The sequence below is a fragment of the Lonepinella sp. MS14436 genome, assembly GCF_042470565.1.
In the GTDB taxonomy this organism is placed as follows: Bacteria; Pseudomonadota; Gammaproteobacteria; order Enterobacterales; family Pasteurellaceae; genus Lonepinella.
In genome coordinates, this window is sequence record NZ_CP170385.1 from 1905430 (window position 1) to 1930011 (window position 24582).

The 24582-nt window shown below is 38.2% G+C and carries 26 protein-coding genes; 12 read left to right on the plus strand and 14 right to left on the minus strand.

Going from position 1 to position 24582, the window contains the following annotated elements:
• Positions 1-163 precede the first annotated feature (163 nt).
• The 3 genes from O1Q81_RS09130 to O1Q81_RS09140 all read left to right on the plus strand — a co-directional run bounded on the left by O1Q81_RS09130 (position 164) and on the right by O1Q81_RS09140 (position 2774).
• Positions 164-907 (plus strand): glycosyltransferase family 2 protein, encoded by a 744-nt coding sequence (locus tag O1Q81_RS09130; protein WP_386698642.1) that lies wholly within the window; start codon positions 164-166, stop codon positions 905-907.
• Positions 908-1444: 537 nt separating this feature from the next.
• Positions 1445-2098 (plus strand): thiaminase II, encoded by a 654-nt coding sequence (tenA, locus tag O1Q81_RS09135; protein WP_386697227.1) that lies wholly within the window; start codon positions 1445-1447, stop codon positions 2096-2098.
• Positions 2099-2168: 70 nt separating this feature from the next.
• Complete coding sequence (locus tag O1Q81_RS09140; protein WP_386694639.1) at positions 2169-2774, plus strand: hypothetical protein; 606 nt, start codon at positions 2169-2171, stop codon at positions 2772-2774.
• A 50-nt stretch (positions 2775-2824) separates the two neighbouring features.
• Here the strand turns inward: O1Q81_RS09140 and O1Q81_RS09145 are convergent, their stop codons facing one another.
• A complete protein-coding gene (locus tag O1Q81_RS09145; protein WP_386694640.1) occupies positions 2825-3736 on the minus strand; it encodes a RimK family alpha-L-glutamate ligase in 912 nt (303 codons plus the stop codon).
• A gap of 95 nt (positions 3737-3831) precedes the next feature.
• Here O1Q81_RS09145 and O1Q81_RS09150 point away from each other — a divergent pair, with 95 nt between their 5' ends.
• Complete coding sequence (locus O1Q81_RS09150) at positions 3832-4098, plus strand: GrxA family glutaredoxin (protein WP_386697230.1); 267 nt, start codon at positions 3832-3834, stop codon at positions 4096-4098.
• Between the two features lie 70 nt (positions 4099-4168).
• Here O1Q81_RS09150 and bamC read toward each other — a convergent pair whose 3' ends face one another.
• Positions 4169-5176 carry an outer membrane protein assembly factor BamC gene (gene bamC / locus O1Q81_RS09155; RefSeq protein ID WP_386697233.1) on the minus strand — a complete coding sequence of 336 codons (1008 nt, stop codon included), beginning with the start codon at positions 5174-5176 and terminating at the stop codon, positions 4169-4171.
• A gap of 103 nt (positions 5177-5279) precedes the next feature.
• Positions 5280-6173 carry a 4-hydroxy-tetrahydrodipicolinate synthase gene (dapA, locus tag O1Q81_RS09160; protein ID WP_386687198.1) on the minus strand — a complete coding sequence of 298 codons (894 nt, stop codon included), beginning with the start codon at positions 6171-6173 and terminating at the stop codon, positions 5280-5282.
• A 139-nt stretch (positions 6174-6312) separates the two neighbouring features.
• Between dapA and bcp the strand changes: the two genes are divergently transcribed.
• A complete protein-coding gene (gene bcp, locus O1Q81_RS09165) occupies positions 6313-6783 on the plus strand; it encodes a thioredoxin-dependent thiol peroxidase (RefSeq protein ID WP_386690924.1) in 471 nt (156 codons plus the stop codon).
• A gap of 58 nt (positions 6784-6841) precedes the next feature.
• Here the strand turns inward: bcp and cgtA are convergent, their stop codons facing one another.
• The 4 genes from cgtA to rplU all read right to left on the minus strand — a co-directional run bounded on the left by cgtA (position 6842) and on the right by rplU (position 9670).
• On the minus strand, positions 6842-8014 hold the full coding sequence (cgtA, locus tag O1Q81_RS09170) for an Obg family GTPase CgtA (RefSeq protein ID WP_386687202.1): 1173 nt from the start codon (positions 8012-8014) through the stop codon (positions 6842-6844).
• 28 nt (positions 8015-8042) lie between these two features.
• A complete protein-coding gene (locus O1Q81_RS09175) occupies positions 8043-8972 on the minus strand; it encodes a DMT family transporter (RefSeq protein ID WP_386687204.1) in 930 nt (309 codons plus the stop codon).
• A 108-nt stretch (positions 8973-9080) separates the two neighbouring features.
• Positions 9081-9338 (minus strand): 50S ribosomal protein L27, encoded by a 258-nt coding sequence (gene rpmA / locus O1Q81_RS09180; RefSeq protein ID WP_386687206.1) that lies wholly within the window; start codon positions 9336-9338, stop codon positions 9081-9083.
• 20 nt (positions 9339-9358) lie between these two features.
• Entirely contained in the window at positions 9359-9670 is a 312-nt protein-coding gene (rplU, locus tag O1Q81_RS09185) for a 50S ribosomal protein L21 (RefSeq protein ID WP_386687208.1), read from the minus strand.
• A gap of 242 nt (positions 9671-9912) precedes the next feature.
• Between rplU and ispB the strand changes: the two genes are divergently transcribed.
• Both ispB and O1Q81_RS09195 read left to right on the plus strand, forming a co-directional pair.
• Complete coding sequence (gene ispB / locus O1Q81_RS09190; protein ID WP_386698644.1) at positions 9913-10884, plus strand: octaprenyl diphosphate synthase; 972 nt, start codon at positions 9913-9915, stop codon at positions 10882-10884.
• 1 nt (position 10885) lies between these two features.
• Entirely contained in the window at positions 10886-11614 is a 729-nt protein-coding gene (locus O1Q81_RS09195; protein WP_386697235.1) for an epoxyqueuosine reductase QueH, read from the plus strand.
• 79 nt (positions 11615-11693) lie between these two features.
• On the opposite strand, the gene mpl is transcribed toward O1Q81_RS09195, so the two are convergent.
• Entirely contained in the window at positions 11694-13058 is a 1365-nt protein-coding gene (gene mpl, locus O1Q81_RS09200; protein ID WP_386697238.1) for a UDP-N-acetylmuramate:L-alanyl-gamma-D-glutamyl-meso-diaminopimelate ligase, read from the minus strand.
• A gap of 179 nt (positions 13059-13237) precedes the next feature.
• Here mpl and fbp point away from each other — a divergent pair, with 179 nt between their 5' ends.
• Positions 13238-14239: a class 1 fructose-bisphosphatase gene (gene fbp, locus O1Q81_RS09205; RefSeq protein ID WP_386687216.1), complete on the plus strand. Its 1002-nt coding sequence runs from the start codon at positions 13238-13240 to the stop codon at positions 14237-14239.
• A gap of 58 nt (positions 14240-14297) precedes the next feature.
• Here fbp and O1Q81_RS09210 read toward each other — a convergent pair whose 3' ends face one another.
• Positions 14298-16745 carry a GDYXXLXY domain-containing protein gene (locus tag O1Q81_RS09210; protein WP_386697241.1) on the minus strand — a complete coding sequence of 816 codons (2448 nt, stop codon included), beginning with the start codon at positions 16743-16745 and terminating at the stop codon, positions 14298-14300.
• 109 nt (positions 16746-16854) lie between these two features.
• On the opposite strand from O1Q81_RS09210, the gene gloA reads away from it, so the two are divergent.
• The 4 genes from gloA (at position 16855) to priC (ending at position 20111) form a co-directional block, all read left to right on the plus strand.
• On the plus strand, positions 16855-17262 hold the full coding sequence (gene gloA / locus O1Q81_RS09215; protein WP_386687220.1) for a lactoylglutathione lyase: 408 nt from the start codon (positions 16855-16857) through the stop codon (positions 17260-17262).
• A gap of 63 nt (positions 17263-17325) precedes the next feature.
• Positions 17326-18009 carry a ribonuclease T gene (rnt, locus tag O1Q81_RS09220; protein WP_386687222.1) on the plus strand — a complete coding sequence of 228 codons (684 nt, stop codon included), beginning with the start codon at positions 17326-17328 and terminating at the stop codon, positions 18007-18009.
• A 129-nt stretch (positions 18010-18138) separates the two neighbouring features.
• A complete protein-coding gene (locus tag O1Q81_RS09225) occupies positions 18139-19494 on the plus strand; it encodes a Na+/H+ antiporter family protein (RefSeq protein WP_386687224.1) in 1356 nt (451 codons plus the stop codon).
• Positions 19495-19538: 44 nt separating this feature from the next.
• Complete coding sequence (gene priC, locus O1Q81_RS09230) at positions 19539-20111, plus strand: primosomal replication protein PriC (RefSeq protein ID WP_386697243.1); 573 nt, start codon at positions 19539-19541, stop codon at positions 20109-20111.
• Positions 20112-20194: 83 nt separating this feature from the next.
• On the opposite strand, the gene panF is transcribed toward priC, so the two are convergent.
• The 5 genes from panF to aroQ form a co-directional block, all read right to left on the minus strand.
• Positions 20195-21697, minus strand: a complete 1503-nt coding sequence (gene panF, locus O1Q81_RS09235) for a sodium/pantothenate symporter (protein WP_386697246.1) — start codon at positions 21695-21697, stop codon at positions 20195-20197.
• 2 nt (positions 21698-21699) lie between these two features.
• Complete coding sequence (locus O1Q81_RS09240) at positions 21700-21984, minus strand: YhdT family protein (protein WP_386690964.1); 285 nt, start codon at positions 21982-21984, stop codon at positions 21700-21702.
• A gap of 58 nt (positions 21985-22042) precedes the next feature.
• Positions 22043-23386, minus strand: a complete 1344-nt coding sequence (accC, locus tag O1Q81_RS09245; protein WP_386697248.1) for an acetyl-CoA carboxylase biotin carboxylase subunit — start codon at positions 23384-23386, stop codon at positions 22043-22045.
• Positions 23387-23454: 68 nt separating this feature from the next.
• Positions 23455-23919, minus strand: a complete 465-nt coding sequence (gene accB / locus O1Q81_RS09250) for an acetyl-CoA carboxylase biotin carboxyl carrier protein (protein WP_386690279.1) — start codon at positions 23917-23919, stop codon at positions 23455-23457.
• 140 nt (positions 23920-24059) lie between these two features.
• Complete coding sequence (gene aroQ, locus O1Q81_RS09255) at positions 24060-24551, minus strand: type II 3-dehydroquinate dehydratase (protein WP_386697251.1); 492 nt, start codon at positions 24549-24551, stop codon at positions 24060-24062.
• Positions 24552-24582: the final 31 nt, after the last annotated feature.

The following is a 24582-nucleotide window of genomic DNA, read 5'->3' on the forward strand; positions in this document are numbered from 1 at the left end:
ATTTAATCAGTGAGGAAACAATGAATGCCAATCAATCAATCAATCAATCAATCAATCAATCAATCAATCAATCAATCAATCAATCAATCAATCAATCAATAGTAGTTTAACTTTTGCTGTAATCACTGCAACTATTGGTCGCCCTGAATTAGAGCGTGCCATTATTTCCGTTCAAAACCAAACCTATCCTTGCAAACATTATGTATTTGTTGACGGTAAAAAATTCTGGGACAAAGTCAAACCGTTGGAAGCCAAGTATCCTGACGTAGAATTTATCTATTTACCGATGAATACGGGTGGAAATGGAATGGGGTGTCTGCGAATTCTAGCCGCTGCCCCTTTTTTAATAAACGAAGATATTATTTGTCTTTTAGATGATGATAATTGGTATGATGAAAACCATATTGAAGGCTTTATACCATTCTTTGAAAAACATAACGTGGATTACGCCTATCATTTAAGACATTTATATGACGATGACGGTCAATTTATTTGTGATGATAATTATGATTCATTAGGTTTCTGGAAAATTGAACTCCCGACTTATAAAGCCATAACACGTAACCACGATTTTTTAGTAGATACGAATTGTTATGCTATTCAGAAAAATCTGCTGTTACAAATTTCATATTCTTGGATTAAAAATGATCGTGGTTTATTCAGAAAATTAATATCAATATCAAATATTACAGGTTGTTGCACCGCTTTAAGAACCGTAAACTATTGTGCCCATTTAAGTATATATGATCCCAAAATAGGAAAACTCACCTTATTACCGATGCAACTAACAAGAGAAATTAGTTTATTTTGGGAAGATTATGCTCAAAGCCATTCTAAATTAGAATGGCTTATACCAACTCTATTTAGAGAAGGACAACTTATACCGATAGAAAAGCATAGTGAATAAATTGGTTATAGACTAGGCTAAGTACAGAAAAATGGCAATTCTTGTAAAAGCTAACTCAGTCTAACCTCTTGTTCTATAAAGGCTGAAATCAAAAATTTCAGCTTTTTCTACTGGATTTTTTGTGACCGATCTCACAATTCTGAATATGATGAATTGTTTACTCAACTATTTTTTGTTAATCTTCCGTTCTCTTAGTCGGGGTGCTTCTACAAGCTGAGATTACACCCGTTGAACCTGAAACAGATAAGGGGCTGAGAGTGTGTCATTATTTTTCTGCGACGGAGACAAATTTTAGCCTAATCAAGGCGAAAGACGTGCAGTTTAGTCATTCTAAATAAGCGTCTTTCAACGCCGAGTAGGCTAAAATTTATCCCGTCCCGTAGGGTTGTGCTTAAAAAAGCCACACTCTGCGTCAAAAAATTTGAAAATAGAACCACTATTTTCTGCATTTTTTTCCTTGTTTGTGGCTTTTTTAAGCGACAACGCAGAAAAATAATGACACACTCTCAGCCCCCAACTGACGTAGGAAACTAAACCATGAAAAACGATTTTATTCAAACTATTATCCAACAAGCTCAACCTCATTGGCATCATTATGTAGAACATGATTTTGTACAACAACTAGGACAAGGTACATTACCCTTATTGAGCTTTCAATACTATTTAAAACAAGATTATCTCTACCTATTTCACTACAACCGTGCCTTAGCACTCGCCATATTCAAGGCGGAAAATTTTGAGCAAATGCGAGATATTCATCAAGCTATGACGGTTTTATTACAAGAAATTCAATTACATATTGATTTCTGCCAAGATTGGGGGATTAGTCAACAAGATTTATTAAACATAGAAGAAGATCCTGCTTGTGTCGCCTATACTCGCTATGTCTTAGATTGTGGTATAACAGGTGGTCTGGCGGAACTTTATGCAGCAATCGCCCCTTGTGCCATTGGTTATGCGGAAATCGGATTGCGTTTAAGTCAACAAAATTTGGTGTCCAATAACCCTTATCAAAAATGGATTGATTCTTATGCCGATGAAACTTTTCAAACTGCGGTGGAAAAATATAAAGATTTTTTAACCGCACTTTGCCAAGATCTCAATGCCAAACAATTGGCAAATATCCAGCACATTTTCACGACGGCGACACGAATGGAAGTGGCATTTTGGCAAATGGGGTTAGATCATTAATTTTTTATACTTTGCTAACTAAATTATTGTTATAATTTCCCCCATATTTTATTTCAGCACGGTTCATTCAATGAAATTTAAACTGATTTTATGTTTATTATTAGGATTATTGCCTAACATAGTATTAGCTCAGTGGAAGTCTGTTGGCAAAGCAGATTACAACTGGGGACCTTTTCTTGTGTATAGTATTACGCTTTCCACCGAAACAGGGCAATATCAAGAAAATGAACGTCCATTGATGCTTACTTTTACTTTTGACAAACAAGTGGAAGGTAAAAATTTTGCAGTTACCTTAATTAAAGAAATTGATAGTTTGAAAATGGTGTCGTCAGACACCACATCCACTTGGCTAAAAGAATTACAACGGATTTTCCCTGATTTTTCCCCGCAAGATCATTTAAGTTTTATTGCATTAGCAGATAAAAGTTATTTTGTATTAAATGATACAGTATTAGATTATGAATTCGAACCTGAATTTGCTCAGATTTTAACCGCAGTTTGGTTATCAGAAAAAACGAATTTCAGTAAAATGCGAGAGATGCTGCTAAATCAAAGTAAGCCAGAAAATGAAGCACCAAAAACCGAACTTGAAACTGTTCCATTCAATGAAGAAGAAGTCAATCCGCAGCTTCCACCTGAATATCCGTTGGAAGAACAGCCAGAAGTGGTATCTTAATAATCCTGACTTTCTGAATGGGCGTATTAGATTACGCCCCCCCACATTGATTATTTATTGTTTAATAATTGATATTTCTGTTCTAAACATACAATCATCTCCAACGCAATATTCACACCGCTGGTCTTTTCGATCATTTCTAATCCAGGGCTGGCATTGACTTCCAACACTAATAATCCTTGATTAGAGCGAATCAAATCTACGCCAGCCACATCTAAGCCTAATGCTTTAGTAGCATTAATCGCTATTTGTTGTTCATCTATGGTAAGAGTGATTTTTTCTGCACTTCCCCCACGATGAAAATTTGCCCGAAATTCGCCATTTTGCCCGTGTCGCAACATAGTTGCTACCACTTTATCACCGATTACAAAACAACGAATATCCGTGTTTTTAGCCTCCCGAATAAAATCTTGTAATAACGTAACCACCTTAGCCTCTTTCAATGTTTCCAAAATACTCACCGCACTTTGTGGCTTTTCCGCCAGCATAACTCCGATACCTTGTGAGCCATTTAAGGTTTTCAAAATGGTAGGGGTTTTCATTTTAGCGACCGCACTTTTTGCTGAAAATTCGCTACCCGCTAAAATACTCTGTGGAACCAGCACGCCAGCTTGTTGTAATAATTGTAAACTTTGCCATTTATCTCTAGCTCGTAAAAATGCCTGATCATCATTTAAACTAATCGCCCCGCCAGCCACGAAATGACGTAAGACTGCACATCCCATTTGTGTACTTGCCGTACCAAAACGTGGCAACACTGCGTCATATTTCGGTAATAAATAGCAATTTTCTTTTCCATTGCATTGATAATACACGTCAAAGTGCGGTCTATTTGATGATAGTTTTAATAAGCAACGATTAGGATCGAGAATATCCATTGAATGTCCACGTTTTTCAGCCTCAGATTTTAACCGTTGGCAACTGTACAAACGTGGTTCACGACATAGCATTAAAATTTTCATAAGATTTTGGCTAATTAAATGTTAGAAAAAAACAATTTATATTTTTACTTAATTTAGCGTAAAATTCCACAACATTCACTTAAAAAGGAAAAACTATGTTTATAAAAATTTACGGTCGTATGACTTGCCCTTTTTGCGTTCGAGCAAAAAACTTGGCGGATAAACTTGCCACAGAAGTAAACGGATTTAGCTATGAATTTATTGATATTATTGAAAAAGATATGAGCAAAGATGATATTGCTAAAGCTATCAGGGTTACTCAAGTACAAACTGTGCCACAAGTCGTGGTGGATGGGCAACCAATCGGTGGTTGTACAGATTTTCAGACTTTCGCCCAACAAAAATTTGGTATTACACTTTAATTAGCCATGAAAAAACCTAGTGAGTTTACACCGCACTAGGTTTTCTTTTAGCTATAATTTAGCCAGCATATTAATTAGACAACACTTTCTGCAATGCCTGATATAAGGTTTGGGCTTTTTCACCGCTCAATGCGAATTTATCTTCATCGCTAATCACGACCGCACTTTCATTCCCATAGGCACTAAGTTGCATGGAATATTCACCTTTTTCAAGATCTGGTTTGCTTAAACCGAAACGAGCCCATTCGCTGTCATCTAATGGTTTGTATTTTAATAGTGCATAACCTTTACCCGCTGTAGATTCTTTGAACTCAAAACCCAGTTGTGGCAAGGCTTGTTCTAATTTTTGCCAAGATTGACGGAAATTGATATTCATCGCCAAAGCTATATGTTGATTGGTATCAGTGATAATCGCAGATTGAACCGCACCCGTGGCAACATCTGATACTGCCACTTGTTGCTGTTGTTGACGATAAGCAGAATTTAACTCACCCACCAACTGATTTAGACGATCTGAAGTATAACGTTCTTTGTCTTTCACCGTTGGCGTGAAAATCACTTCATCTCGTTTCATTTGAGCAATCGCTACGACTAAGGCGTTAGAAGTGTTGTTGCCCACTTCTTCAATAATATAACGAACTTGCACATCACCAATTTCATCAGCTCGTCCTGTTTTTGCCCAATCAGTTTGTACCTGATTACCTAATGTAGTGAATTGAATGTTTTGTTCTGTTAATAAACGCTGTACTTGCTGAATATTATAAACAGATTTTTTCTCCGCAGGATAAATAATAGATGAACGTTCACCATCAAAATGGGTTACTGAATTACCAATAATCGCCATAGGTGTTGATGGTGGACGAATATCTGTGCCATCAGTTTTGATGGAAACATCTGTCGGTAATTGATAGGTATTCTCTTGCCCTAAGATAGTGACACCACCTGTATCTAATTTAGTAAAAACAGGAATCACACCTCGTTTTTCATAACTATCATTGGCGGTTTGTTTGCTTTCATTACTGGTTGAACAGGCAGTTAGGGTTGCTAACACGGTTAATGGTAAAAGCCATTTTTTCATCATCTATCCCTTTAAAATTTTGGTAAAATATATCGCACTTATAGACCACAAAAATATGAGAAAGTTTAGGGCTAATAAAATAGCCCTAAAAGTGCGGTTAAATTTAAATTAATTTTGCCTGTTGTAATGCAGCTAATACTTTCGGCTGTGCCTGTTCACTCAACACTGTTAATGGTAAACGTAAAATCGGATTACTAATTAAGCCTAATTTATATGCAGCCCATTTTACTGGAATAGGATTTCCCTCCACAAATAAGTCACGATGCAATGCCATTAAACGTTGATTAATTTCTTCCGCTTCGTCAAATTTACCCGCTAAGGCTAATTGACATATTTTTGCCATATCAGTTGGTGCAAGGTTATTCGTCACAGAAATAACCCCTTGTCCGCCCAATTTCATACTTTCTAAGAAAGTGGCATCATCACCACTCAAGAAAATAAAATCTTCGCCTGCAAGATCTTTAATTTTGCGAACACGACTGACATCGCCCGTTGCTTCTTTAATTCCAACAATATTTTCAATTTTAGCCAAACGCCCTACTGTTTCAGGTTGCATATCACTCCCTGTTCTGCCTGGTACGTTATATAAAATTTGTGGTAAATCAGTACATTCTGCAATAGCTTTAAAATGTTGATACATTCCTTCTTGGGTAGGTTTATTGTAATAAGGCACAACAGACAAACAACCTGCTACACCGCTATCATTTAATAATTTAGTCATGGTAATTGCTTCGCTAGTGGCATTTGCTCCAGCTCCAGCAATCACAGGAATTCTTCCATCTGCAAATTCTACAGTCTTTAAAATTGTTTTTACATTTTCATCAATGCTTAATGTGGCAGCTTCACCAGTTGTACCAACAGAAACAATAGCATTTGTTCCTGCTTTGATATGAAAATCAACCAATTTTTTTAGCTCGTTATAATCTATTTCACCGTGACTATCCATCGGGGTAATAAGGGCGACAATGCTACCGTAAAATAAAGGATTTGAAGACATAAAAAACCTCTCGTAATATTTTGTTGATGTTTGCTTGATAACTTTCTTCTATAATTGCTAAAATAATCGCAATTTGCAAGCAAGTTTTACCATTTTATTTAAAAAATTATAAAATAAATCATACATAAGGAATTTACGCATGAATCCATTAAAAATTGGTGAAATCGCACCGCACTTTTGCTTACACAATCAACAAGATCAAACGATTTCATTAACAGATTTTCAAGGTAAAAAGGTTCTCGTGTATTTTTATCCGAAAGCACTGACACCAGGTTGTACAACGCAGGCTTGCGGTTTGCGAGATGCCAAAATAGAACTGGATAAATTAGACGTAACAATTTTGGGTATCAGCCCCGATAGCCCGAAAAAATTAGCTCAATTTGTGGCAAAGAAAGGTTTGAATTTCGATCTTTTGTCCGATCCCGATCATCAGGTAGCGGAACAATTCGGCGTATGGGGAGAAAAGAAATTTCTAGGTAAAACCTATAATGGTATTCATCGCATCAGCTTTTTAATTAATGAGCAAGGGGTGATTGAACAGGTGTTTGATAAATTCAAAACAGGCGAGCATCATCAAGTAGTATTGGATTATTTACTGGCGAATCAATAAATCCGACTGATAGTATGCAAGTGCGGTGAAAAAATTTCTATTTTTCACCGCACTTCGATTAGCGTTCGTAAATAATCTCTACACCCTCATCGTCTTCTTCAGACCAATCGTCCCAGAAATCATCATCGTCATCTTCCACTGCATTTTGCATCGCTTCTTGATGATAATCGTCCCATTTAAATTTCACTTCGTCAGTTGGTGTATTTTCTTCTTCCACTTCTCTTGGGTTGGCTTCAATGAAATCCATAATTTCACGGGTTAAATCAGACACGTTTTTGCCTGTGACGGCGGAAATTAAGAAATAATCTTCTTCATAGCCAAGGCGTTCAGTAATCTCTTTAGCTAATTGTTGGGCTTCTTCTTCAGACATCGTATCAATTTTATTAAACACTAACCAACGTGGTTTCTCCGCCAACTTTTCACTATATTGGAATAATTCATTTTCAATAATCGCAATATTATCCGCAGGATCACTTTCATCAATGGGAGCAATATCCACTAAATGAATCAGTACACGACAGCGTTCTAAGTGTTTTAAAAAGCGAATACCTAACCCTGCACCTTCTGAAGCGTGTTCAATTAAACCTGGAATATCTGCTACCACAAAGCTACGATCTGCACCAACCCGTGCTACGCCTAAACTTGGCACTAAAGTAGTAAATGGATAATCTGCTACCTTTGGTTTTGCTGCTGAAATAGCACGGATAAAAGTTGATTTCCCTGCATTCGGTAAACCTAACATACCCACATCGGCGAGTAACATTAACTCAAGCTGTAAATCTCGTTTTTCTCCAGCTGTTCCCATGGTTTTTTGACGTGGTGCTCGATTCACAGAAGATTTAAAACGTGTATTACCTAAACCGTGATAACCCCCTTTTGCTACCAGCATCTTGGCACCATGTTTAGTCAGATCGCCTAATGTTTCCTTGGTATCATTATCAATGGCTCTGGTTCCTACTGGTACACGTAAGGTAATATCTTTGCCTCGTTTACCTGTGCAATCGGAACTACGTCCATTCTCACCTCGTTCGGCGGCAAAACGTTTTTCAAAGCGATAATCAATTAAAGTATTGAGATTTTCATCAGCGATTAAATATACATCTCCACCATCTCCACCATCACCGCCATCAGGTCCACCTTTTGGAATAAATTTTTCACGGCGAAAACTCACACAGCCATTGCCACCGTCCCCTGCTTCAACTCGAATAAGGGCTTCATCTATAAATTTCATTCTTTTATCTCCATAATATCGCCATTCATTACAGGGCGTTTTTTCTTTTATTAAATAACTTATGCCCGATGGCAGCTAACATTGCTCCAAAAACAGATAGCAATGCTCCAATATAACTCAGTGTATTAAACTCTGGTTTAGCAAAATCAGTAGGATCGAAAGCATGAATTAAATGACCGAATAATAAAGTAAATAATGGTCCCACTGTTACAACTACACTGACTTTAGACACTTCCCATTGATTTAAGGCTTCCGCATAAGCACCATAAGCCAGCGGGGTATTTAAACAACAATAAATAAAACACCCCCAAGCAAAAGGGCTAAGTTCATCAAATTGCTTATAATTCGACATTGGCATAAAAACCAAAACACAGCCAAAATACATAAACATTAAAATCTGCTGAGTACTAAAAAAACGTGCCAATATTTTTTGTGCCAAACCATACAGTACCCAAATAATCGCAGCACTAAAACCGCAAATTACACCAATCGAATAAATATTGATATTTAAAAACAAAGCAAAGCGATCATTAAAAAATAACCCTAGCCCCAAAACTAATAACACTAGCCCGATTTTTTGATGAATACCTAATTTTTCTTTAAATAATAAAATCCCAACAAGTAACATACCGAAAGAAGACACGGGGCTAAACACCTGTGCAATCATTGGCTCCACATAATTTAAGGAAGAATTATATAAAAAGAAGTTTCCTGCTAAACCAATGATGCCTATGATCAACCAAGTGAATACCTGCAAATTAAATTGGGATAACTTCGGTAATTTCTTTTTCCAAGCCAAAAATACAAATAAAATCGTTGTCGCCACCGTGAAACGATAAAATATAATGGTTTCTACGCTGACTACAGCTGTGACCTGTTTTAACGCTATAGGAAGTGATCCCCAAGCCATTGCAGCGGTCAAAGCCAAGAAAAAACCAAGAACTGGATTTTGTTGCATCTGACTTTCCTTGTATTTTATTATGTTCACCGATAATACGCTAAGAAAGACAAAAACGCCCCACTATATTATTTAGTAGGGCGTTTCAATTCTTTGCTAATCTGAAGATTATTCAGTTACGATACTAACGAATTTACGGCTTTTTTCGCCTTTTACTTCAAATTTAACTTTACCGTCTGCAGTCGCAAATAAAGTGTGGTCTTTCCCCATACCTACGTTTGAACCTGCGTGGAATTTGGTACCACGTTGACGAACGATAATGCTACCTGCTAAAACAGATTCACCGCCAAAACGTTTTACACCAAGGCGTTTAGCTTCAGAATCACGACCGTTACGAGTTGAACCACCAGCTTTTTTAGTTGCCATCTTCTATAACTCCTCTGATATTATGCTGAAATCCCAGTGATTTTCACTTCGGTGAACCACTGACGATGACCTTGTTGTTTACGGCTGTGTTTACGGCGACGGAACTTAACGATTTTAATTTTATCGCCACGACCTTGAGCCACCACTTCAGCCACTACTTTTGCTCCAGTAACAACTGGGGCACCAATTTTAACATCTTCACCATTAACGACCATTAACACTGAATCAAACTCAACATTTGAGCCGACTTCAAGTTCAAGTTTCTCTAAACGAACAACTTGACCTTCACTTACTCGGTGTTGTTTGCCGCCACTTTGGAAAACTGCGTACATAAATACTCCGCTAATATCGTGCTTACAATGTTATTTCATTTTTTAAGCACATTAAAACCATATAAATAGGTCACGAATTCTACGGAAAATTGCCCTTGATAGCAAGTATTAATTTGCAATAAAACAAAAAAAGTTGAAATTTCCATTGTTTTGCATAGTTTCATTTTAGAAATCGCTAAAAATCAGTTAAAATGCACCGCACTTTAACTTAAACAATAATAAATTCTATGCAAAATAATTTAATGGATCAACGGGCTATCCAAACCTTAATTGAAGCGGATATGCGGAAAGTCAATGAAGAAATCTTAGCCCAACTAACTTCTGATGTCGCCTTAATTAATCAACTTGGCTATTACATCGTACAAAGTGGTGGAAAACGTATTCGTCCGACCATCGCCTTATTAGCCGCTCGAGCAATCGACTATCAAGGGGATTTAATGCCAATTTGTGCAACGTTCATCGAATTTATTCACACCGCCAGCCTATTGCACGATGATGTTGTAGATGAGTCTGATCTTCGTCGTGGTAATCCAACAGCAAATGCTGAATTTGGTAATGCCGCCAGCGTGTTAGTCGGGGATTTTATTTATACTCGTGCTTTCCAATTAATGGCAAAACTGAATTCCTTAAAAATGTTACGCATTATGTCTGATGCAACTAACGTACTCGCTGAAGGAGAAGTGCAACAATTAATGAACGTCAACGATCCTGATACCAGCGAAGAAAATTATATGAAAGTGATCTATCGTAAAACCGCACGTTTATTTGAGGTTTCCGCTCAAGCACCTGCTGTTATTGCTAAGGCTTCCGAAGAAATTGAAAGTGCTTTACAACAATATGGTCGTTATATTGGAACAGCTTTTCAATTAGTTGATGATATATTAGATTACAGTGCTAGTGCAGCGGCATTAGGTAAAAATATCGGTGATGATTTAGCCGAAGGAAAACCAACTTTGCCATTATTACATGCCATGCGTCACGGTAGTCCTGAGCAATCAGAACTGATTCGTCATGCTATTTTACAAGGCGGACAACGTGATATTATTGATCAAGTATTAGCCATTATGGCAGAACACAAATCGCTCGATCATGCAATGGCACGAGCTAAACAAGAAGCCCAAAAAGCGGTGCAAGCAATTGCGATTTTACCTGACAGTATTTATAAACAAGCCTTAATTTCATTGGCATATTTATCCGTAGATAGAACTTATTAAGATGACTAACAACACTCAATTTGAATATCAACCTAAACAAAGAAAATGTAAAGAACGCAAAGATCCCAATGCACCTTTTGTTCGCCCGAAATTAGACTTGCCAAACGGACACAACAAATTACTGTTACATTCTTGTTGTGCACCTTGTTCAGGCGAAGTTATGGAAGCAATTTTAGCTTCGGGGATTGAATTCACCATTTATTTTTATAACCCCAATATTCACCCATTAAAAGAATATATGATCCGCAAAGAGGAAAATATTCGCTTTGCAGAAAAACACAATATTCCCTTTATTGATGTGGACGATGATTACGAAAACGACCGCAAAATCTGGTTCAAAAAAGCCGAAGGGATGGAATGGGAACCCGAGCGAGGTATTCGTTGCACCATGTGCTTTGATATGCGTTTTGAAAAAGCCGCTCAATACGCTCACGAAAACGGCTTCCCCGTATTCACCAGCTGTTTAGGCATTTCTCGCTGGAAAGACATGAACCAAATCAATGACTGCGGACACCGTGCTGCCAGCCATTATGACGATGTGGAATATTGGGACTACAACTGGCGAAAAGGCGGTGGATCTGCTCGTATGATTGAAATCAGCAAGCGTGAACGTTTCTATCAACAAGAATATTGTGGCTGCGTTTATTCATTGCGTGACAGCAATAAATGGAGGTTAGAAACAGGACGTGCGAGAATTGAAATTGGGAAGTTGTATTATTCGCCAGATTAAAAAGTTCAAAAAGTCCGAAAGAAAGGCACCGCAGCTTTCAAACTGCGGTGCTTTTTTGTGCTGTTTTTATTTAGCGATTTTACTTCGCCAACTTATCCAACAACTTCTGATGAATCCCACCAAAACTGCCATTGGACATCACTAAAATATGATCTGTTGGTTGGGCTTCCGCTATGACAAAATCTACCAATTTCTCTACATTCGCTGCCCATTTGACAGGCTGCACACAATCGGCGGCAATTTCGGCGACTTCCCATGGAATATTGTCAGGTTGCAATAAAAATACCTTATCTGCTCGTACTAATGCTGGTGCAATTTCATCTTTATGATGACCCATTTTCATCGTGTTAGAACGAGGTTCTAGCACAGCGAAAATACGTACTCCGCCGCCTACTTTATCTCGAAGTGCGGTCAACGTGGCTTGAATTTCTGTTGGGTGATGAGCAAAGTCATCATAAACCGTTACGCCATTCACTGTCCCTTTCACTTCTAAACGGCGTTTTGCATTCACAAACGAACTCAAGGCTTGTGCTGCCTTTTGCACCGAAATGCCTGCGTGATGAGCCGCCGCAATTGCCATTAAGGCATTGTGCATATTGTGTTGCCCGACAATGTTCCATTGTACTTCGGCGGCTTTTTCACCGTGATGATACACCGCAAAATGGGTGCAATCTTGGCGTAAACGTTCGGCGTGCCATTCTTGATCTTTGCCGATAAATTGCTTACCTGACCAGCAACCCATATCCAAGGTTTCTTTCACACTTTGCTCATCTGCCACCGACAGCACTAAGCCAGATTGCGGAATGGTACGGATCACGTGGTGAAATTGGCGTTGAATGGCGTGCAGATCATCGAAAATATCGGCGTGATCGAAGCCGATATTGTTGATAATCAAGGTTTTTGGATTGTAATGGACAAATTTAGAACGCTTATCAAAGAAAGCGGTATCATATTCATCTGCTTCAATCACAAAATACGGACTGTCGGTAAAACGAGCGGAAACGCCGAAATTGCCTGCGATACCGCCGATTAAGAAACTCGGATTTAAACCGTTTTGTTCCAAAATCCAAGTGAGCATGCCTGTGGTGGTGGTTTTGCCATGGGTGCCTGACACAGCGAACACCCAACGATTACGCAATAAATTATCATGTAACCACTGTGGACCTGATGTGAACGGAAGTTGATTTTCAAGCACATATTCCACACAAGGGTTACCTCGTTTCATGGCGTTACCCACAATCACCATGTCAGGTGCTGGTTGTAATTGAGAGATCTCAAAGTGAGGGATAATTTCAATCCCGCTTTGTTCCAAAAAGGTGGACATTGGGGGATAAACCTGCGTATCTGAACCCGTTACATGATAGCCCATTTGTTTGGCAATCATCGCGACACCGCCCATAAAAGTGCCACAGATACCTAAAATATGAATATGTTGTGTAGTCATTCTTAACTCTTATTATTTGTACAAACTATTGAAAAATTTGTGCGTTAGATCACATTATTAAACATTCATCATATTGATGAAAAACTAAAGTTGTTATGATAATCCAAGTTTCTTACGCCGTCTAGCAAGAAAGTGCGGTGCAAAATTAATGATTTTTTAATGTCAAACAGAGATTAGCTATGAAAACCCTAGATGCTTTTATTATCGAAAAACAAGCTGAATACCCGAATGCCAAAGGGGCATTATCTGGTATCCTTTCTTCCATTCGTTTAGTTGCCAAAGTAATTCACCGCGATATTAACCGTGCAGGTTTAACCAATGATATTTTAGGCTATGCTGGCAATCAAAATGTGCAAGGTGAAAGCCAAATGAAACTAGATGTGATTGCCAATGATACGTTCAAACGTGCCTTAATGGCTCGTGAAGATGTGGCTGGCTTTGCTTCTGAAGAAGAAGACAATTTTATTGCGTTTGATACAGAACGGGGGCGTAATGCACGTTATATTATTTTAACCGATCCCCTTGATGGTTCGTCTAATATTGATGTCAATGTATCCGTAGGGACGATTTTCTCAATTTATCGCCGAGTATCTCCAGTAGGCACCCCAGTAACCTTAGAAGATTTTATGCAACCGGGTAATCAACAAGTAGCTTCAGGTTATGTGGTGTATGGTTCTTCTACGATGTTAGTTTATACCACGGGCAATGGCGTGAATGGTTTTACTTACGATCCAACCTTAGGCGAATTTTGTCTTTCTCACGAAAATTTCCAAATGCCACATCATGGCAAAATTTACTCCATTAACGAGGGGCAATATTTGAAATTCCCAATGGGGGTGAAAAAATATATTAAATATTGCCAAGAAGAAGATGCCACTACGCAACGTCCTTATACTTCTCGCTATATTGGCTCTTTAGTATCGGATTTCCACCGTAATATGCTCAAGGGGGGAATTTATATTTACCCAAGTGCCACCAATTATCCTGACGGTAAACTGCGTTTGCTTTATGAAGGTAATCCAATGGCATTTTTAGCCGAACAAGCAGGCGGATTGGCAAGTGATGGCTATCAACGTATTTTAGATATTCAACCAAGCGAACTCCATCAACGTGTACCATTATTTGTCGGCTCAAAAGCCATGGTAGAAAAAGCACAAGAGTTTATGGCTGAATTTCATTAGTTGAAAAACGCCACTAAGCAATATTGAATCGCCCCCTTATTAGGGGGCAATTTCCACTTTACAGGGCATGAAGATCTTCATCTAATAATCTTAGCAACAAGGCTTTACCTTGTTTAAAGCGATATTCGCCATATTTTGCTTGGGCATAATATTGATCCTTTCCTTCTGCAAAGAAATAACTATGGGTAGGTAATTTATAGCCATCATATTTCGTTACTTTTATCGGTAAATATACCCCTTTGGTACAATGTTTAAACTCGGTCGGGATTTCCGTTTCCACTGCACAGAAATGTGCAATATGTTGAGCATTAATCTCTAATAACACATAGAGCTTATGTAGTTTCAATGGTTCGTTCTGCTGATCTAAACTCGCCTCATTCTGTTCTTGTAACCTATTTAACGATGGAATTTCTTCCAATAGTTGATAATTTAATGCCATATAATCACCTTGCATGAGCGATCTTGGATCTACTGGTGCAAGCGGTAAAATAATAGGTTCGCCATTATTTAACACATCTTCATTTTGTTGAATCAGATAATTTGCTCCAATTAACATGGTAACTAAAATAACTAAATTCACCACCATTTTAAGCGAAAAAACAGGAGAATTTTTCACCGCACTTTGTGCTGTATTTGTATCACTAAGAGCTGGCGAAGTTTGTCTTGGTTTATTTTCATACCAAAGCCATACACTGACTAAACTGAAAATAACACCAACCCCTAAAAGAAGAAACGATTTATATAATAATGGCAAATTGAGGTTGTAATAATATTGCCCCAGATTATCTAACATCATTATTATCGTCAGACTGAACAATAAGTAACTATGATTAATATGAGCTAACAATAATAAACCAAAGATAAATAAAATCACAGGGTTTGAAATGAAGCTGACTGCCATAAAAAGCAACACCAGTGTAATAAGTGCGGTGCTTTTTAAAGATGTTTCTTGGCTTTTATTAAAATATAAGAAAATTACCAACGGCAAACAGCATACTGCCATAAACAATATTTTAGTCAAAGACCAAGGAGGACTAAAAAAATCTTGGGTCACTTGAGCGAAAAAGGTGGGTGAAAGACTTTCTAATGCGGTGTCAAAGAGTGTTAATTGCCAATCAGTAACATCAAAGAAAGGTAAAGCAAACACCGAAATAATGCCTGCCCAAGCGATTGGTTTTAGAATATTAAGCCATTTTTCTTGTTTTAATTGGCTCAAACCAAGCAAAAGTGCCGCCGTCAATAACATTAATAGACTGTAGAATATGCCTGTATATTGCAAAATAAAATCTTGTTGTTGCCAACAGATAGTGGTCAACACAAGCAAAACGGCTAATATTCGCACCCAATGAGCTTCTGTTATAAAAAATATCACGGCACAATAAATCAACATAAGACAAAGCATATAGATTTCTTGGTCATCACCTGAAGCAAAGAAATAGACCATAGATACAATTCCGCCCATTGCAAGCAACATCTGAATAATAAAAGGGGCTATTTGTTTGGCTTTGGCAATAATGGACGCAAATAACAACAAAATAGCGGTGAATAATAAACTACTTTGTTCTGGTATATTAAACACAAAGACGAGTACACCAATCAATAAAAGACCCACCAAACAAGCAAAAAAGAGCATCATTAATTGAATAACCCAATTAAATTCAAGCCGTGGGTATTTTTCCGCAAATATTTTTTTCAGGTATATCATTCCGCCGATAAAAGCACTGATAGTCAAGACAAACATCATCAGAATCAGGGATTCATCGCTATCTTTACCATAGGTTAATAACGCCATATTGACTGCAAGAATGGTACTGGAGAAATAAAGGGCTAAGCAAAAAATATCCTCTTTTCGTTGTTTATAAAGAAACAAACCAACAAGAGAAATAAACAACACAATCAACGCATTATATTCCAGACCGTATTGCATAAATACATTCAGTAAAAATAACAAATTACTTATCTTGGGCAAAATACGCCATTGTTGATCGTGAAAAGTGCGGTGAAAAAATTCACTGACTAGCACAAAGCATAGATTTAATCCCATCAAATAATAAGGTGCATCAAATACAAAATAAAAGTGAGCGTCTAATAATAAGAATGTGGCAATATTCGCCGTGGCAATAAATAATAAGGCATTAGCGATATTCGGCAAAATACATAATAATGGCAGTTGTAACAAACACCACCACGCAAATAATTCCCATGTATCCGCACCAGTTTGATAAATTTGCCCGATTAATGCCAATAACGCACCGATTAACACTGCCGATAAAAAAGCAAAGGCATAATGAGAGAACCCAACCGACTTGCGTAATCGCCAAGTCAACAGAACAAAACTCAAACTAAGTAAAGCCTGTGTGGCATACAGTTTCTCAAATTTATTGAAACTATCCCAATTTGCTGCCACCCAAGTTACAGAACCGCTGGCAACAAAACCAACCGCAAATAAAAGAAATAACAATCTTAGGTATTGTTGCCAATTAAATTGAAATAATGAAATACGCATTTTGTCTTCCTTAAACGAGAACCGATTCGCCAATAATACCGATTTAAATCTGATTTATCACTAAATTTGTGGCATAATCTCCATAAAGATTTAAATTGGAGAAAATATCATGCGAATTTTACACACAATGTTACGTGTCGGTAATTTAGACCGTTCAATTAAATTCTATCAAGATGTGTTAGGTATGCGTTTATTACGTACCAGTGAAAATCCCGAATATAAATATTCCCTTGCTTTTTTAGGTTATGCAGACGAAGACGAATCTGCTGTACTGGAACTCACCTATAACTGGGGCGTAGAACAATATGAATTGGGTACCGCTTATGGTCATATCGCTATCGGTGTTGATGATATTTATGCGACTTGCCAAGCAGTAAAAGCCGCTGGCGGTAAAGTAACACGTGAAGCTGGTCCAGTGAAAGGTGGCAAAACCGTGATCGCATTTGTAGAAGATCCTGATGGTTACAAAATCGAATTTATCGAAAATAAAAACGCTAAAGCCGCTTTAGGCAACTAAAGTGCGGTGTAATTTTAACTTATTTTTGGTGCGTTACATTTAACTAACGCACCCTTTTATTTTATGACTGAACAACATCAAACAATAGATTATAATTTGCTCAAAAATCGCTTTCGTGGTTATTATCCTGTCATTATTGATGTGGAAACGGCGGGGTTAAATTGTCAAACCGATGCGTTATTAGAATTAGCTGCGATTACCTTAAAAATGAACGAACAAGGTTTACTTGAGCTTGATCAGACATATCATTGCCATATTAAACCTTTCGATGGTGCATTAATCAACCCAGATTCAATGAAAATAAATGGCATTGATTTAACTAATCCCGTACGTCAAGCCATGGCAATTTCAGAATTAGATGCGATAACTGGTTTGTTTCAAATGGTTCGCCGAGGACAAAAAGAAGCAAATTGCCAACGTTCAATTATCGTGGCACATAACGCTACCTTTGACCAAGGTTTTGTTATGGCTGCCGCCGATCGTACAGGGGTGAAACGTAATCCATTCCACCCTTTTAGTGCTTTTGATACCGCCAGTTTAAGCGGTTTAATGTTTGGTCAAACCGTCTTAGTGAAAGCCTGCCAAGCCGCAAATATTGCTTTTGATTATAAACAAGCACATTCTGCCCTGTATGATACGGAACGCACGGCAGAACTATTTTGTTATATGGTTAATCATCTGAAACAGCTTGGTGGTTTCCCACACCTAATAAATGCAGAATCAAAACAAGAAATAGAAAATAGCTAATTTTTCACCGCACTTTCTCTATTTCGCATAAAATTTTTGTTATTTCTCTAGTAATTCTTTGAGAAAAACTAGACAAATTCATTTTTTTCAGTAAATTTATAAATTCATTACAAAATCTAAGGATAAAATATGCTTACCAATCCCGTTATTCTATCAATTATCGTATTACTCATCTTGAGTTTATTACGCATTAACGTTGTGATTGCCCTCGTTATTTCTGCCCTTACCGCAGGCTTAACAGGCAGTTTAGGACTTTCAAAAACGATTGAAGTATTTACCAGTGGTTTAGGTGGTGGTGCCGAAGTGGCAATGAACTATGCCATTTTAGGTGCATTCGCTGTGGCGATTTCAAGATCAGGCATTACTGATTTACTCGCTTATAAAGTGATTAAACGCCTTGGCAAAACCCCTAGTGGCAGCTCTGTGGCAGGATTTAAATATTTCATTCTTGCTGTGTTAGTGGCATTTTCCATTTCATCACAAAACTTACTCCCCGTACATATTGCCTTTATCCCGATTGTGGTACCGCCATTATTAAGTATTTTTAATCGTTTGAAACTTGACCGCCGTGCAGTAGCTTGTGTACTCACTTTCGGTTTAACTGCGACCTATATGCTATTACCTGTAGGCTTTGGTAAAATTTTTATTGAAAGTATTTTGGTCAAAAATATCAATGAAGTCGGGGCTAACTTAGGCATTCACACCAGTGTCGCTGAAGTTTCTATGGCAATGGCAATTCCAGTGACTGGCATGATTTTAGGCTTATTATTTGCTATTTTTGTGAGCTATCGCAAACCGAGAGAATACGTGGTTACTACCGCAGAACCCACCACAGCAGAAATTGAACAGCATATTGCTAACATCAAACCTTTTCATGTATGGGTGAGTCTTGCCGCTATCGTGGTTACTTTCTCCCTACAATTATTCACCAGTTCCACCATTATCGGCGGTTTGGCTGGCTTAATTATCTTTGCGGTATTCGGCATTTTCCGTTTAAAAGAAAGCAACGACATCTTTCAACAGGGTTTACGCTTAATGGCAATGATCGGTTTTGTGATGATTGCTGCCTCTGGTTTTGCCAATGTCATTAATGAAACAGGTGGCGTTACACAATTAGTTGAAGTATTTAGCCAAGGGCTAGGGCAAAATAATAAAGGTTTAACTGCATTTTTAATGTTATTGGTTGGCTTATTTATTACTATGGGAATCGGTTCTTCTTTCTCAACCGTGCCGATTATCACCTCAATTTATGTACCACTTTGTATCGCTGTTGGTTTTTCACCACTGGCGACAGTGTCTATTGTCGGCGTTGCGGCAGCCTTAGGTGATGCTGGTTCACCTGCTTCTGATTCTACTTTAGGACCCACATCAGGCTTGAATGTAGATGGTAAACATGATCATATTTGGGACAGCGTAGTGCCAACATTCTTACACTACAATATCCCACTGCTCATTTTTGGCTGGATTGCCGCCATGATTCTCTAACCAACATTTCCCCCTAAACATTCTTTAGGGGGCTTTAAAAAATTATGAAAAATCACACCGCACTTTTAAAGCAATTAGGTCAATATCTCTCTGAGCTAGAACAAAATTACGTGCACCTCAAAGATAAATCGCTTTACAGCAAATTTGATCCTATGCTGTTTAGCGAAAATTTTCAGAAAATTGATTTTTATCTACATGAAATGCAACAATGTTTCGAGCAAATTAAGCAATTCACCGAACAAGATACTGCTCAAATAACGTTTTTCACGGAAAAGCTATTAGCTCAATATACCGCATTACAAGATGCCATTAAAATATTACAAACCCCAAAAAGTGCGGTGAATTCTAAGCCCCTTTTAAATAAACGAGATCAATTACGTCAGCAAATTGAGTTACTTCCACCACGAGAAAAATTAGTTAAATATTATGAAGCCTTACAAGCCTTAAATGACAAACTATACGCTCAGGAAACTCAACTCAATTTCGCCAACGATGAACAAAAGAACCACCTTGAGCAACAAATCAACATCACTAAACAACGCCGTGAACGCTGTTTGAGTGCTATTGAGTTGTTAGAGGAATATTTGGTGTTTAGGGACAGTTTGGAAGATGATTAAGCCCTGCACTTGCGTACAGGGCTAGACATGGTAACGATGCTCCGCATCTTGATGTACACAGCTACGGAGTAGCGTGACTATGCTTAACCTAGTACGTGAGTGTTAGGTTTTTTTGGTTTCTCACCCAACTTATTTGCCAATAAGAATGCCACCAATCCCCAAACCAAAGATGGCACTATTTCGTGGAATTGGCTAAATAATTTTATACTTTTAACCATATACTGCACCGCATTAGGCAAGGTGGTTAAATCCACTCCTTTCATCTGGGTGAGAAAAATATAGCACACCAAACCTACTACCATTGAGCTAATCGCTCCTGTAGCATTCGCTTTATCCCAATAAATCCCCAATATAATCACCCATAAGAAAGCGGCTTCTAATCCACCAAAGGCGAACAGGTTGAGCCAAATAATCATATCAGGTGGATTTAAGGCGGCTAATACTAATAGGACAGTAATAGTTAGCGTAATGATGGAAGAAAACCAACTGATTTTTTTCTGGTTGGTTGCCATTTCAGGATTTGCTGATAAATACAGATCTTTGACGAAAATAGCCGAAGATTGAATTAATTGAGCATCAATAGTGGACATAATTGCTGACATAGGGGCAGCTAAGAAAATTCCTGCTACAATCGGTGGTAACACTTGTAACATCAATGTTGGAATTACCTGATCGGGAACGGTTAAATCAGGAAGCACCGCTCGTCCTAAGGCTCCTGCTAAGTGCATACCAAGCATAATCACGCTGAGAATAATGGTACCAATTAACATGCCACGATGTAATGCTTTGCTATCTTTAAATGCCATACAACGCACTGCGGTATGAGGTAAACCAACAACACCAAAACAAACCAGTACCCAAAAGGATGCCATAAATTGAAAACCGAGCATATTGTTCGGTCCATAAGGACTAACTAAGTGCGGATCAATTTCTGTCAATTTTTGCACCGCACTTTCTGTTCCGCCAGCGGCATAAATCACCCCGCCAAGCAAAATTAATGTGCCTAAAATCATTACCGTACCTTGAATAGTATCGGTCAACACCACCGCACGGAAACCACCGATAAAGGTGTAAATGCCTACTGTTACGGCAAAAATTAATAATGCACTGGTATAAGAAATCCCGATCGTAGTAGATAATAATCTTGCTCCGCCGATAAATTGCGTCATCATGGCGGCGAAGAAAGCAATTAATAAAGCAATGCCAGCAATCCAAACTAACCATTTATTTTTATAACGATAAAGCAATAAATCATTAATGGTTAAAGCGTTACTTTCTCGAGATAACAAAGCAAATTTTTTGCCTAATGCTCCTAATGCTAACCAGACCGCTGGCACTTGAATCATGGCAAGTAAAACCCAGCCTAAACCATATTTATAGGCAGCCCCTGGTCCGCCGACAAAGGAACTAGCACTAGCATAAGTAGAGGCTATGGTCATTGCTAATACAAAGCCAGTCATTGAACGATTACCTACATAATATTCCGTCAGAAAATCGCCTTTTTGCCGTTTAATATAGGCGTACAATGCTGCCCCAAAAACAAAGACTAAATAAATAATAAGTGGAAAAATAATACCTAAATTCATGGTTAAATGTCCTTGTGAGAAGAAGGGGCTGAAGTGCGGTCTTTTTCCGTTGAGATTTCTAATTCAATATCTTGGTAAACAATTTTAATTAACCAATAGGCGACCACAATAAACAAGATAGGTAAATAAATACAAGAGAGTTCAAACCAAAGCGGAAAACCTAAAGGTCCAGCACTATTATCGGGTAAATAAGCACATACACACCAGCCGATCATATAAGCAATGGTTAACCCTAATGCCCAACGAGCTTCTTTGGCAGCTTGCTTGTAACGTTGTTGTAATGTCATTTTCGTTCCTCACAAAAAAAGTGGATCATGATGATCCACTTAATTACGCTATTTTGCACTATGCAATACCTAATTTTTTCTCCAAATAATGGATATTTGTGCCACCTTGTTGGAAATTTGCATCATCTAAAATTAGATGATGTAATGGAATATTGGTTTTAATTCCATCAATGATAGTTTCTGATAAGGCATTTTGCATACGGCGAATCGCTTCTTCACGGGTATCTGCATATACAATTAATTTTGCAATCATGGAATCGTAATGCGGTGGTACAGTGTAACCGCCATAAACATGAGAATCCCAACGTACACCCAATCCACCTGGGGAATGTAAATGCACCACTTTACCTGGTGATGGTAAAAACGTTTTTGGATCTTCCGCATTAATACGACATTCAATAGCGTGACCTTTGACTTTAATATCTTCTTGTTTAATTGAAAGCGGTAAACCTGATGCAATGCGTAACTGCTCTTTCACCAAGTCCACGCCCGTGATCATTTCCGTCACTGGGTGTTCTACCTGAATACGAGTATTCATTTCAATAAAATAGAACTCACCATTTTCGTACAAGAACTCAAAAGTACCCGCGCCACGATAACCAATTTCCACACAAGCATTAGCACAACGTGAACCAATATCACGGCGAACTTCTTCGCTAATCCCTGGAGCTGGAGCTTCTTCTACTACCTTTTGGTGACGACGCTGCATGGAACAATCACGTTCGGCTAAATATACCGCATTACCATGTGTATCAGCCAAAACTTGAATTTCCACGTGGCGTGGATTTTCAAGATATTTTTCCATATACACCATATCATTGTTGAAAGCTGCTTTCGCTTCTGCTTTGGTCATGGCAATACTTTCTTCTAGGCTTTCCACATTACGCACCACTCGCATACCACGACCACCACCGCCACCAGAGGCTTTAATGATCACTGGAAAACCAATACGTTTGGCAATTTCTTTATTTTTTGCCATATCCGAGCCTAATGGACCATCAGAACCTGGTACACAAGGTACGCCTGCTTTTTTCATGGCGTTAATGGCAGATACTTTATCCCCCATTAAACGAATGACATTGGCGGTCGGTCCAATAAAGATAAAGCCAGAACATTCTACCTGTTCGGCAAAATCTGCATTTTCAGACAAAAAACCATAACCAGGGTGAATTGCATCTGCCCCCGTCACTTCAGCTGCCGCGATAATAGCTGGCACATTTAAATAGCTTTTGGTTGATGGAGCTGGTCCAATACAAACTGTTTCATCCGCTAATAAAACGTGTTTTAAATCACGGTCGGCGGTGGAATGTACCGCAACGGTTTTAATGCCAAGTTCTTTACAAGCACGTAAAATACGTAAGGCAATTTCACCACGGTTGGCAATAACCACTTTTTCTAACATAAGATTATTCCAATTTAAAATTGATAAGATAAAAATAATGGGCTATCGCCCAATTATTTTAGAAAATACTATTCAATAACGATTAACGGTTCATCAAATTCAACCGCATCACCGTCATTAATTAAAACAGCTTTCACCACACCCGCTTTATCCGCTTCAATACGGTTCATCATTTTCATTGCTTCAACAATGCAAAGTGCATCACCAACTTTCACAGACTGCCCTACTTCAACGAATGCTTTCGCATCTGGGCTAGGGCTACGATAGAACGTTCCCACCATCGGTGAACGCACTACATGACCTGACACTTCTTCAACAGCTGGAGCAGCAGATGCAACGACTGGTGTCGGTGTCGCCACTGAAGCAACCGCCGCAGGAGCTGGTGCTTGTGTTGGAAGATGATATTGCACCGCTGTAGGTGCTGGCGTACCACGGCTAATACGAACAGATTCTTCCCCCTCAGAAATTTCTAATTCCATAATGCCTGATTCTTCTACTAATTCGATCAATTTTTTGATTTTACGAATATCCATTGCCATAATGTAGATTTCCTAAAAAATAATGTAAAATAGACCGCACTTTAGCATCGTTTTTGCGAGCTAAAAGTACAGTGAAAAGTTTGTGTCTTTTGCGGAAGCAAGATTACCCGAAAAAATTGCTTTTGGCGACTGTTTTATGCGATTTTATGCAAATTTTGCGAAATTTCAACGATTTTCTGCTTTTTTGCCAAAAACTGTACCGCAAAGTCTAACGCATATTCATAACCTTTTGCCCCTAAGCCACAAATCACGCCCTCAGCCACATCACTAAAATAAGAATGATGACGAAATGGCTCACGTTTGTGAATATTAGACAAATGCACTTCCACGAAAGGAATCGCCACTGCCAACAGGGCATCACGTAATGCTACACTAGTATGCGTATAAGCCGCTGGATTAATTATAATAAAATCCACTTGCTGAAAACTCTGATGAATTTTATCAATCAATTTTTCTTCGCTATTTACCTGAAAACAGGTTAAATTTACCCCGCACTTTTCAGCATGTTGTTGTAAATCTTGTTCAATTTGTACTAGCGAAAGCGAACCATAATGCTTTGGCTCTCTCGCTCCCAACATATTTAAATTTGGACCATTTAACAGCAAAATACGTGCAGATTGCAACATAATCTTATCCTTTTTTGTAACGTTCGCATTA